8 protein-coding genes are annotated in these 12,367 nt (G+C 70.1%); 5 read left to right on the forward strand and 3 right to left on the reverse strand.

Annotated elements, in window-relative coordinates; translation table 11 throughout:
- Positions 1-5,715, reverse strand: a complete 5,715-nt coding sequence (locus D7X30_RS14090) for an Ig-like domain-containing alpha-2-macroglobulin family protein (protein WP_120563435.1) — start codon at positions 5,713-5,715, stop codon at positions 1-3.
- 272 nt (positions 5,716-5,987) lie between these two features.
- On the opposite strand from D7X30_RS14090, the gene D7X30_RS14095 reads away from it, so the two are divergent.
- From D7X30_RS14095 to sthA, 4 genes are all read left to right on the forward strand, one after another.
- Entirely contained in the window at positions 5,988-6,719 is a 732-nt protein-coding gene (locus tag D7X30_RS14095) for an RNA methyltransferase (RefSeq protein ID WP_120563436.1), read from the forward strand.
- A 101-nt stretch (positions 6,720-6,820) separates the two neighbouring features.
- Complete coding sequence (locus D7X30_RS14100) at positions 6,821-7,039, forward strand: hypothetical protein (RefSeq protein WP_233591584.1); 219 nt, start codon at positions 6,821-6,823, stop codon at positions 7,037-7,039.
- A gap of 45 nt (positions 7,040-7,084) precedes the next feature.
- Positions 7,085-7,879: a pseudouridine synthase gene (locus tag D7X30_RS14105; RefSeq protein WP_120563438.1), complete on the forward strand. Its 795-nt coding sequence runs from the start codon at positions 7,085-7,087 to the stop codon at positions 7,877-7,879.
- A 45-nt stretch (positions 7,880-7,924) separates the two neighbouring features.
- On the forward strand, positions 7,925-9,328 hold the full coding sequence (gene sthA / locus D7X30_RS14110) for a Si-specific NAD(P)(+) transhydrogenase (RefSeq protein ID WP_120563439.1): 1,404 nt from the start codon (positions 7,925-7,927) through the stop codon (positions 9,326-9,328).
- Positions 9,329-9,341: 13 nt separating this feature from the next.
- On the opposite strand, the gene D7X30_RS14115 is transcribed toward sthA, so the two are convergent.
- Together D7X30_RS14115 and D7X30_RS14120 are read right to left on the reverse strand one after the other, a co-directional pair.
- Positions 9,342-9,680: a hypothetical protein gene (locus D7X30_RS14115; RefSeq protein WP_120563440.1), complete on the reverse strand. Its 339-nt coding sequence runs from the start codon at positions 9,678-9,680 to the stop codon at positions 9,342-9,344.
- A 10-nt stretch (positions 9,681-9,690) separates the two neighbouring features.
- Entirely contained in the window at positions 9,691-10,053 is a 363-nt protein-coding gene (locus tag D7X30_RS14120; protein ID WP_014398450.1) for a nuclear transport factor 2 family protein, read from the reverse strand.
- 157 nt (positions 10,054-10,210) lie between these two features.
- Here D7X30_RS14120 and fusA point away from each other — a divergent pair, with 157 nt between their 5' ends.
- Positions 10,211-12,328 (forward strand): elongation factor G, encoded by a 2,118-nt coding sequence (fusA, locus tag D7X30_RS14125; RefSeq protein WP_120563441.1) that lies wholly within the window; start codon positions 10,211-10,213, stop codon positions 12,326-12,328.
- Positions 12,329-12,367 lie beyond the last annotated feature (39 nt).

The following is a 12,367-nucleotide window of genomic DNA, read 5'->3' on the forward strand; positions in this document are numbered from 1 at the left end:
CTAGAGCAGGTCGTCCTTCCAGGGGCCCAACACCTGCACCGTGCCCGCGGCATCCCGGGCCCAGAGCGAGGAGTCGTACATCGCCTCGGCCTCCGCGGACGGCAGGGTGAAGCTGCCCGCGGTCACCGCGCGCACCGCGTAGACGAGCTTCTTCGTCTCATGGGCCTGCAGCGCGCCGAACGCCTCCATGCGGTCATCGCGCACGTTCACGTAGTCGGCGGCCCACAGCGAATCCGCGTCCACCCAGTCCACGCTGCCGCCGCGCCCCAGGCGGGCGTTTTCGATCTCCCAGCCCGCCGGCAGCCGGTCCACCAGCGCGATGTTCTGCACGCGCTCGCCCCGGGTGTTGGTCACCTCCAGTTCCACGTAGATGAGGTCCGCCAGCTTCACCGGCTGGGCCTTCATGTCCAGCGCGGTGCCGTCCAGCGAGCGCCAGGTGCGCTTGAGCGTCAGCCCCTCTCCCCCCACCTTCACCTCGGGCGTGGTGCGCACGCCCTCGCTGTTGAGGATGAGGTACACGTTGCCGCCGCCCTTCTCCTTCAGGTCCAGCGACACGCTGGCGCGCTCGCTGGCGCGGGCCAGGGCCCACGTGCGGTCCGACACGCGCGCGTCCTTCTCCGCGACGGGCGTCACCGTCTTGCCCGCCACCGTGAGCGTGGGCGGCGAGAAGCTGGTCGCCGTGCCCTGCAGCCGCTTGCCCAGGCCGGTGATGCCCCAGACCAGCTCCTGCGTCGAGTAGTACGCCGACGTGCGGGCGGACAGCGCCGTCGCCACCATGCGCGCCAGGGGCTCCCCTTCCGGCGCGTCGCCGAAGAGGTCCTGGAAGGTGCTGAGCATCATCCCGCGCCGGCGCCGGTCCGAATAGAACGACCAGTTGTTGCGGCGGTCATCGGTGACGGTGGACACGTCCGGGTTGCGCAGCTCCTTCTCGTAGCGGCGGTCGCCGGACAGCCACAGCGCGGCCTTGAGCAGGTACAGGTCCTCCTGGTCCTCGCCGCCGAGCGCGGCCTTCTTCGCCGCCGTCTCCAGCGCGCTCACCATCGCCTGCGCCCGCGCCTTGCGCCCCTTGCCCGCCACCGCGAGCACGTAGTGCATGTACGCCTCCGAGTGCTGGCCGTAGTGGTCGTCCTGCCCCACGCGGCCCTCCTTCCGGGTCAGCTCGTCACCCATCCACGCGAGCGCGCTGTCCACGCGGTCGTCCGGCACCGGGTACTTCAGCTTGCGCGCGTCCAGCAGCATGTGCGTCGCATAGGCCGTGCCCCAGGCCACCGGCTCCGTCTGGCCCGGCCAGTACGCGAAGCCGCCCGAGGCCGTCTGCATGGCCAGCACCCGGTTGATGCCCGACTGCACCATGTCCTCCACCTTCGCCGTGGAGACCAGCGTCGGATCCACGCGCTCCACCAGCTGGCTCACGAACAAGAGCGGGCGGGTGGAGGACGTCGTCTGCTCGATGCAGCCGTACGGGTAGCGCACCAGGTACGAGAGGTGCTGGAGCGACTTCGCGTAGGGATTGTTCGTCACCCAGACGCTGGTGCGCTCCGTGGTGGGCACCCAACCGGCGAGCAGCGCCTTCAGGTCCGTGGTGCCCTCCGCCAGCTCCACCTGCTGAATCTTGCGCTCACGGGGCCCGGCGGGAGACAGCGGCACGTCCAGCTGCTCGCGCGACGTGTAGCCACCGCCCTCCACCGTCACCACCAGCCGCGCCGCGCCCACGGACTGCACCGCGCGGCCCTGGAAGACGAAGGTGCGGGACTTGCCGTCCTCCAGCTTCGCGCGGCCCTCGCTCTTGCCCTTGAGCTCCAGCGGCGAGCCCAGGCCCTCCGGCATCGCGAGCCCAGGCACCGCCAGCGCCTCCGCGGACAGCGACACCTTCACGTCCTGCGCCTTGCCGGACAGGTTGGTGACGAAGACCGGGATTTGAATTTCGTCGTTCTGGGTGAGGAAGCGCGGCAGCGTCGTCTGGAGCACCAGCGGGTCACGCACCAGCACCTGCGCGCTGGCCCGGCCAATGCGCTTCGCGCCCGCCGTCACCACCATCACCCGCACCGCGCCCCGGTACTGCGGCAGCTTGAAGGGCACCTTCAGCTTGCCGTTGGCGGGGACCTCCACCACGCCGCTCCACAGGGCCACGGGCTTCACCGGCTGCACGCGGCCTTCCGCGCCGCCCTCGTCACCGCCGGTGGAGCTGGAGTTGCCACCCGGCGGCACCAGGAGCGCCCAGCCCACCGTCTCGTAGGTCTGGATGCCCAGCGCGCGCCGCGTGAAGATCTCCTTCAGCGGATCCGGACTCTGGAAGCGCGTGAGGGACAGGATGCCCTCGTCCACCACCGCCACGGTGGCGAAGGTGGGGCCCTCCACGCCTTCCACCGCCACGTCCACGGTGAGCGTGTCGTTGCTGCGGACCTCCTTGGGCACCGTCAGCGCGACGGCCTGGGTGAAGTCCACCGGCTCCAGCGCGATGCTGCCCACGCCAAAGGCGCGGTCGGGCATGAACGCCTGGGCGGATTCCAGGTGCGGGTCCTTCACCAGGAACGCGCTCACGTACACGTTGGGCGCGTATTCGGAAGGCGTGAACGACCAGGTCACCTCACCCGGCTCCACCTGCTTCCACGCGGTGGTGAGCACACGGTCGGTCTCCACGGTGAAGAGCACGCGGCCCCGGTAGGGCGCCTTCATCTTCACGGTGAGGGCCTCGCCCACCTTGCCCTTGGCGGGCAGCGAAATGTCCAGCGCCGTGGGCTTCAGGGGCCGCGGCGTCTGGTCCACGCGCGAGCCCTCGCCCCACCAGTAGTAGCGGCCCTCTCCTTCGATGGCGAGGTCCGTCTGGGTGTTGCCAGCGCGAGCACGCACGAGGTAGCCCGCGCCGTCGCGGCCCGGCAGCACCGTCGCGGTGAAGCGGCCGTTCTCCACCTTCGCCGTCGCCTCGCCCTCACGCTGCGGGCGCAGGTAGCGCTGGTAGCGCTCGTAGCCGGACTCCTCGTCGTAGTAGTAGCCGTAGTTCTCCTCGAGCAGCTGGTACTCCAGCTGCACCGTCTTCGGCGCCTTGTCGCCGGTGACGGGCTGGCCGTTCCAGTCCACCACCACGCCGGTCAGCGTGAAGGGCGTGGCCGCCTTCACCTTCTGCGTGTTGGCCTGGAGGCCCAGGTAGTACGCCTCCGGGTGCACCGGCACCGTCGCCTCACCGATGGTGGAGCGGCCGCTGCCGGACTCGAAGACGCTGGCCACCGCGGACAGGCGCGCCGCGCCCTTCATGGGGCCGGACGCCGCCTGCGCCGGGCAGTTGAGGAGCGCCTGCCCCTTCGCGTCGAGCGTGCCCTTCACCTGCCCCAGCGTGACGGGCCGGGGCGCGTTGCCGTCCTGGCGCCAGACGCCGTAGGTGTACTGGGCGTTCAGCTTGGGCTTGAAGGGCACGGACTCCAGCCGGCACGTCATCTCCACCGGGCTGCCCTCCGCGGATCCGCCGAAGAGGTACGCGGCCTCCACGCCCACCGGAATCTCCGTGCCCTGCACGTAGCCGGGCGCCGTGGTGCTGGCCGTCACCTTCATGCGCTCCGGGACGAACTCCTCCACGTTCACCGCGTAGGAGGCCAGGTCGCGGTCCGCCACCTTGAGGCGCACCCAGTAGTGGCCGGTGTCCTGGAACGCCGCGAAGGCCTGGTCGAAGGCCACGAGCCCCGCCGCGTTCGTCTTCAGCGTCACCTTGCGGATTTCACGCTCGCGCGGGTCGATGACGCGCACCTCCACCGGCATGCCCACGGGCGGTGCCAGGTTGTCCTGGCCGCGCAGCACCGCGGCCACGTGCGCGGTGTCACCGGGACGGTACACGCCTCGGTCGGACCAGATGGAGGCGCGGTAGGGCTGCTCGGCGCGGTACGGCTCGCCCTGCACGTCCGAGTTGGCGATCTCCGTCTTCAGCTCGTCGTACTTGAGGTACGTCAGCTCGTCGCCCTTGCGCGCCACCAGCGCGAACGGCGCGCTCTCATCCACGCCGGGCGCGGGGACCTTCAGCTGGCAGCCCGCCTCGCCCTGCGTGGTGCAGCGGGCCACGGCCTGTCCGCTCTTCTTCACCAGCGTCACTTCCACGCCGGACAGGGGCTCCGTGCTCTCCAGGCCCAGGGCCCAGACCCACACCTCGCCCGAGTCCTTCGAGCCGACGGCCGGCCCGCCGCGCTTGGCCACGAGGCTCAGGTCGGTGAGCAGGATGCGGGCGGCGGCCTTGTAGTCGCCGCGCTCGGCGAGGATCTCCACCAGGCCGCGCGTGTTCGCGGGCACCAGCGACGCCACGTCGATGTACGTGGTGAGCAGCGCGTCCGGCGTGGACTTGAGCGGCACCGCCTTGCGCACCAGCACGTTGCTCGTGCGCTCGTCGGCGGTCTCCGAGTAGTCGCTGCCCATCCAGAAGACGAGGTTCTCCGGTGGGATGTTGCGCACCGTGAGCGTCACCTCTTCCAGGTTGAGATGCTGCAGGGGCAGGTTGCGCCACGCGCTGCGCGGCAGGTAGCGGCCGTTGGCGTTGAAGCGCACCTGGGACTGGCGCGCGGGCACGGAGAAGCCGCGCGACCAGGCGCCCATCAGCGTGCCGCCGCCCACGGAGAGCGTGCCCTCCGCGAGGGAGAGCGTGTGCGGGCCGCGCTTGAAGTCACCGAAGATGCGGAAGCCGCGCCGCGACGGGGCCACGGTGAACTTCACCTTCGGCTTGAAGCGGATGGCGTCCTGGGCCACCGCGTCGCTCAGCGAGCAGCCCTTGTTGTCGTCGTCGTAGTAGTACGAATCCCACTGCTCGTCGGTGGGGCTCGCCGGGGCGTCCGCCGCCACATCGCGGCAGCTCACCTCGTAGAAGTAGCCGCTGGAGCCCTCCTGGAGGCTCACGTAGGTGATGTCCAGCCGCTTGCCGCCGTTCAGCCCGAAGCTGCTCGTGGCCGCGGGCGCCTGCACGGTGGAGGCGCCGCCCACCGGTGTCAGCCCTTCGCGCAGGGAGAACTGCAACGTCGCTCCGGGCTTGAGCTTCGGGTGGGTGAGCGCCACGGACAGGGAGCTGCGCGTGTCCGCGCGGGTGCTCCACTTCACGTCGCTGATGACGGTGTCGCCCACGCGGAAGCTGGTGCGGGAGCGCACGGCGGCCAGGTCCACCGGCCCGGAGAAGTCCACGTTCGCCTCCACGCGGCCCTTCGGCAGGTCCATGCGCGTGGGGTAGATCTGGGAGAACTTGAAGGCGTAGGTCGTGAAGTTGTAGCGCCACTCGCGCGCGGACGACGGCTTGATGACGCCCGCGTCGGTGTTCACCGCGTCCACGGACACCGTGTACGTCGTGCCGGCGGCGAAGCCCGTGGACGGAGTGAAGAGCAGCGACGAGGGGCCCGTCCACCGCAGGCTGCCCCCGACCTCCGGAGACACCGTGACGACGCTGCCGTCGACGCTCTCGTAGCGCGGGCGCACCGGCAGCGCGAACTCGATGACGACGCCGGTGGGCAGGGCGTTCTCGCTGGCCAGCTCGTGGATGACGGGCGTGAGCTTCGCGGCCTGCACCGGCGCGGTCGTGGACGGGGACGTGGCGCCGGCATCAGGCGCCGTGGCGGACGAGGTGGCGGCGGGCGGCGTCTTCGCGGGCTCTTGCTTACAGCCGGCGGCGAGCGCGCCCACGAGCAACGCCGGCAAGAGCCAGCGGGCACGGGGAGCGCGCGCGGCCTTCGGCGGGACTGCGGACTGCGGGGACATGTTTCCTCCAGGAGGTGTCGGCGGAACCGATTTCATGCCGCGTGCCGCGCGTGGGCTCCTCGGAGGCGCACGGGAAGTGCGGCCCGGCGACCACATGCCGGCGCTCCCCCGTGCGCGTCCGCGGGCCCACAGGGTGTCCGGGCAGCCACACTCGCGGGTGGCCTGCTGGACGCGCGCGGGACGCGGGATTTCGCGGTGCAGACTGGCGGTGAGACACCTCGGCGGTCAACAGGGGTCCCTGCCCGGGGCACGCGGCGGTAGGGTGCGCGCCCATGGTGCTGCCCGTCCGATTCGTCCTCATGCGCCCGCGCAACGCGGAGAACCTGGGTGCCGCCGCCCGCGCCCTGAAGAACTGCGGCCTGTCCGACTGGGCCTGGGTGACGCCGGAGGTGGAGGACCTGGGCCCCGCCCACCGGCTGGCGGTGCACGCGGAGGACGTGCTGGGTGGGGTGAAGCGGCCGGACTCGCTGGACGCGGCGGTGTCCGACTGCGTCTGGGTGGTGGGCACCAGCTCCCGCAAGGTGGAGGGAAAGCGCCGCCTGTCTCCGAGGGCCGTGGGAGAGGAGCTGGTGGCGCGGGCGAAGCAGGGGCCCGTGGCGCTCGTCTTCGGGGATGAGCGCAGCGGCCTCACCAACGCGGAGGTGGAGCGCTGCCACGACCTGTCCGCTGTGCCCACCGCGCCGGAGCAGCCCTCCATCAACCTGGCGCAGGCGGTGCTGCTCTACGCCTATGAGGTCCGCATGGCGCACCTCGCGGACAGCGCGCCGCCGCCGGGCCCCCTGCCCCTGGCCGCCACGGACGAGGAGCTGGCCCGCGTGGAGGCCACACTGGAAGCACTCCTCACCACGGGCGGCTTCCTCGTGGACGAAAAGCCCGGGCGCACGGCGGTGCGGGACCTGGTCGCGCCCCTGCGCCGCTCCCGCCTCACGCGCAACGAAGCCCGGCTCTGGCTGGCCGCGCTGCACACCGTGCGCAAGCACTTCCCGGGCAGGGACGACCCCTGAGCAGGCAGGGGGACACCCCACCCCTCGCGGCGGGATGCGTGCGCGTCGCTACCTTTCCTGGAACGTCCGAACCTCACGGAAAGGAGCACCGCGTGAACCACATGCCCTACGAGTCGATGATCGTGGGAGGCACCGAGCCCGGCCCTGGCCGTCAGGCGCCATCCCACGAGGACGCACTGGAGGAACCCGGACGCACGCCCGAGACGGCCGAGGACGGCGGACTGGAGGAGGAGTCCCACCGCATGGCGGACGGCGACGAGCCGGGCAGGACGCCGGGCTCCGCCGAGGGCGAGGACCCCGACGAACCGGCCCGGCACTAACTGAGGGACACGCCGCCGCCCGAGCGCGGCTACAGTGCCGCGCCCATGCCTCGCAAGCCCGAACGGCCCCCCAAGTCCCCGCCCCGCCCCAACCGCTGGGAGGGCAAGGAGAAGCCGGACTGGCTCTCCCGCGCGCTCGCCCGCGCGGGCGCCATGCCCCAGGACGAGGCCGAGGCCGCCATCAAGGCGGGCCGAGTCACCGTCAACGGCCGCGTGGCGACCACGCCGCTGACTCCCGTGCCGCCCGACGCCGTCATCAAGGTGGACGGGATGCCGGTGCGCAAGGGGGCGCCCACGCACGTGCTGGCCTTCCACAAGCCCGCGGGGGTGCTGACCTCCACCGCGCGCCAGCACCGCACGGGCACGGTGTTCGAGCTGCTCCTGCCCCAGCTGCCCCTGGAGCTGAACCGCTTCACCTGGCACGCCGTGGGCCGGCTGGACGTGGACACCACGGGCCTGTTGCTCTTCACCAACGACGACAAGCTGGTGGCCCACGCCACGTCCCCGGAGACGAACCTGCCCAAGCGCTACGTGGCCACGGTGTTCAGCACCGCGGACGACGCGAAGGTGGAGCCGCTGCGCCAGGGGATGATGCTGGATGACGGCCCCGCCCGCCCCGCGGTGGTGCGCGTGCGCGACGAGCACACGGTGGAGGTGATTCTCACCGAAGGCCGCCACCACCAGGTGAAGCGCATGCTGGGCGCCGTGGGGCTGCCCGCCCGCGCGCTCCACCGGGAGGCGGTGGGCGACATCACCCTGGACGACATCCCCGAGGGCGGCTTCCGGCTGCTCACCGAGGAGGAGGTCCGCGAGAAGCTGAATTACTCGGGCCGGGACTGACTTCCCGGTGCCCTGGCCCCCCGGGGTGGGGTTAGGGTGCGGCCCATGGCGGACTTCGACCTGGTGGTCATCGGATCAGGCCCCGCGGGTGAATGGGGCGCGGTGCAGGCCTCGCTCGCGGGGAAGCGGGTGGCGGTGGTGGAGCGGGAGCCGGTGCTCGGCGGCACCGCGGCGAACACCGGCACCCTTCCCTCCAAGACGCTGCGAGAGACAGCGCTGCACCTGTCCGGCTTCAAGGCGCGCGGCCTCTACAGCGTGGACGCGACGCTACGCCACGAGGCCACCGTCTCCGACTTCCTCTTCCGCGAGCGCCGCGTGAAGCAGATGGAGCGCGAGCGCATCCACAAGAACCTCCAGCGCCACGGCGTGACGCTGTTCCAGGGCGCCGGCTCCTTCGTGGACGCGCACACCGTCGCGGTGAAGCGCGACGGCGCGGAGGTCGCCCGGCTCACCGCCGGCACCGTCCTCATCGCCACCGGCTCCAGCCCGTACCGCCCGCCGATGTATCCCTTCGGCGACCCGCGCGTGCACGACTCGGATGAAATCCTCGACATCACCACCCTGCCCCGCACGCTGGTGGTGGTGGGCGGCGGCGTCATCGGCTGCGAGTACGCGTGCATGTTCGCCGCGCTGGGCATCCCGGTGACGCTGGTGGAGGTGAAGAACGACCTCCTGTCCTTCCTGGACGCCGAGGTGGGGCAGGTGCTGCGCGACTGCATGGAGACGCTGGGCGTGCGGCTGCGCCTGGGCCAGACGGTGGAGTCCGCGCACGTGCCGGAGTCCCACGAGGAGCCCATCCGCCTGAAGCTGTCCACCAGCGAGGTGCTGGAGGCGGATCAGGTGCTGGTCGCCTCCGGCCGCACCGCGAACATCGCGGGCCTGGGCATCGAGGCGCTGGGCGTGAAGCAGGGCAAGCGCGGCCAGATTGAAGTGGGGCTCGCGTACCAGACGGCCGTGCCGCACATCTACGCGGTGGGGGACGTCATCGGCTTCCCCGCGCTGGCCTCCACGTCCATGGAGCAGGCCCGCATCGCGGTGGAGCACGCGTTCGGCCCGGGCAAGCGCACGCTCACGCCCATCCTGCCCTACGGCATCTACACCATCCCGGAGGTGTCCATGGCCGGCGACACGGAGGAGTCCCTGCGCGCGCGCAGCATCCCCTACGTGGTCGGCCGCGCCACCTTCGAAAGCAACCCGCGTGGGCAGATCATCGGGGAGAGGCAGGGACTCCTGAAGCTGCTCTTCCACCGCGACGACATGAAGCTGTTGGGCGTGCACGTGCTGGGCGAACAGGCCTCGGAGCTGGTGCACGTGGGGCTCACCGCGCTGCTCACCGGCTCCACCGCGCAGCTCTTCGTGGAGACCTGCTTCAACTACCCGACGCTGTCGGAGGCCTACAAGGCCGCCACCTACGACGCGTTGGACCAGGTCCGCGTGAGCAGCACCTGATCCACCAGACCCACTAGCGCGAGTCCTTGAGGCTTCCCACCGTGAAGCCCGCCTCGCGCCGGGCCACCCGGTTCACGCCGTCCGCGGACACCCGGGCCAGCGGGGGCGCGGCGGCGGGCGATGGGGCCTTCGCGGCAGAAGCCTTGGGGGCGGACCCCTTGGAAGCGCCGCTCTGTCCCGCGGCGCCCTGGAGCAGCTCCCGGATGCGCGCCCAGCGGACCTTCTCCTCCGCCACCAGCCGCACCAGCTCCTCGCGGGCGGAGGCGTCCGGCAGGTCCTCGGCGGCCGCGGCCACCTTGTCCATGAAGGGAGCCAGGTATCCGAAGTCCCGGTCGAAATTGGGGGTCGCCATGGGGGGCACCTTAGCCGTGGTAGACGCGCGACGCGACGATGCGCCCGCCCTTCACCTCCAGCACCTCCGCCACCGGCAGGGGGGCCTCGTTGGGCGCGTGGCGCAGGTACTCCATGAACACCCGGTCCCCGTCCGCCGTGAGCGCCGTCTCCTCGTAGCGCAGGCCCGGCAGCCGGGCGATGGCGTCCCTCCACCACCGCTCCAGGGCCGGCCGGCCCACCAGGCGCCCGCCCGTCTCCGGGTGCAGGACGCGAATCTTGGGCGAGGTGTGTGTTGCATCCTCCGCGTACAGCGCCACCAGGGCGGTGACGTCGTGGGCGTTGAAGGCCTGGAGCCAGGCCCGTGCCAGGGAGAAGTTTTCGCTCGCGCTCATTGTTATGAGACCTCAGTCGGAACAGGGACAGCGGAAAGTAGGCGGATGTACGCCCCGCGTCATGCGGATTTGTCTGGTAACTGGGTCCTGTGGGAAGTAAGGGCCCCGCCTGCTCTGTTCCCTCAGGCAATTTTTTCAATAGAAGAAGGACCGGATCGTGGCCTCCAACGTACCCATCGAGAAGATTCGTAACATCGGTATCTCTGCCCACATCGACTCGGGCAAGACGACGCTCTCCGAGCGCATCCTGTTCTACACGGGCAAGATCCACGAGATCCACGAGGTCCGCGGCAAGGACGGCGTGGGCGCGATCATGGACTCGATGGACCTGGAGCGTGAGAAGGGCATCACCATCCAGTCCGCCGCCACGTACGCGATGTGGGGCGAGTACAACATCAACCTGATCGACACCCCGGGACACGTGGACTTCACCATCGAGGTGGAGCGCGCGCTCCGCGTCCTCGACGGTGCCATCCTGGTGCTCTGCTCCGTGTCGGGCGTGCAGTCGCAGTCCATCACGGTGGACCGCCAGATGAAGCGCTACAAGGTTCCGCGCATCGCGTTCATCAACAAGATGGACCGCTCGGGCGCGAACTACGACCGCGTCGCCGCGCAGCTGAAGGAGAAGCTGGGCCACCACGCGGTGAAGCTCCAGTACCCCATCGGCGCGGAGGACCGCTTCCAGGGCCTCATCGACCTGCTCTCCATGAAGGCGTTCTACTTCGATGGTGAGAACGGCGAGAACGTGCGCGAGGAGGCCATCCCCGCGGACATGCTCGACGAGGCGAAGCTGCGCCGCGACGAGATGATCGAGGGCATCGCCAACGTCGACGACGAGCTGGGCGAGGCGTTCCTCATGGACCCGGGCGCCATCAACGAGGAGCAGCTCCGCGCCGCCGTGCGCCGGGCCACCATCGCGCTGAAGATGACGCCGGTGATGTGCGGCTCCGCGTACAAGAACAAGGGCGTGCAGCTGCTCCTGAACGCGGTGTGCAGCTACCTGCCCAACCCCAAGGAAGCGACCAACGAGGCCCTCGACCAGAAGAACAACGAGGCCAAGGTCATCCTGGAGTCGGACGCGAACAAGCCCTTCGTCGGCCTGGCGTTCAAGCTGGAAGACGGCCGCTACGGCCAGCTCACCTACATGCGCATCTACCAGGGCAAGGTGAGCAAGGGTGACTTCATCTTCAACCAGGTGAACCAGAAGAAGGTCAAGGTTCCCCGCATCGTCCGCATGCACGCGTCGGAAATGCACGACGTGAGCGAGGCCACGGCCGGCGACATCGTCGCGCTGTTCGGCATCGAGTGCGCCTCCGGCGACACGTTCACCGACGGCACCGTGAACTACACGATGACGTCCATGTTCGTGCCGGACGCGGTGATCTCCCTGGCGGTGACGCCGAAGAACCGCGACAAGCTGACCAACTTCTCCAAGGCGCTCAACCGCTTCCACAAGGAAGACCCCACCTTCCGCGTGCACCGTGACGAAGAGTCCGCGCAGACCATCATCAGCGGCATGGGCGAGCTGCACCTGGAGATCTACATCGAGCGCATGAAGCGCGAGTACGACTGCGAAGTGGTCGCCGGCAAGCCCCAGGTGGCGTACCGCGAGACCATCTCCCAGAAGGGCGAGTTCGCGTACACGCACAAGAAGCAGACCGGTGGTTCCGGTCAGTTCGCGCGCGTGTGCGGCTACGTGGAGCCCCTGCCCTCGGACGCCGTGCAGCAGTACGAGTTCGTGGACGACATCGTCGGTGGCTCCATCCCGCGCGAGTTCATCCCCGCGTGCGACAAGGGCTTCACGGAGGCCGTGAAGAAGGGCAGCCTCATCGGCTTCCCCGTGGTGGGCCTGCGCGTGGTCATCAACGACGGCGCGTTCCACGCGGTGGACTCGTCCGAAATGGCGTTCAAGACGGCCGCCATCATGGGCTTCCGCGAGGGCTACGCCGCCGCCAAGCCGATCATCCTCGAGCCGATCATGAAGGTTGAAGTCACGGCTCCGGAAGACTTCCAGGGTTCCGTCGTCGGCCAGCTGAACCAGCGCCGCGGCACCATCCTGGAGACGGGCACCGCCGAGGGCTACGTCACGGCCGTGGCGGAAGTGCCGCTGAACACGATGTTCGGCTACTCCACCGACCTGCGCTCCGCGACCCAGGGCAAGGGCGAGTTCACGATGGAGTTCGCCCGGTACTCGCCGGTCCCCCGCAACGAGGCGGAGGCCCTGATGGCGCAGTACAAGGAGAAGCAGGCCGCGGAGCAGGCTGCCCGCAAGTAGTCCGGGTGCCCACGCCGCACTGGCTGTAGGAAGGGCGCT

Source organism: Corallococcus sp. AB011P (assembly GCF_003611605.1).
GTDB lineage: Bacteria > Myxococcota > Myxococcia > Myxococcales > Myxococcaceae > Corallococcus > Corallococcus coralloides.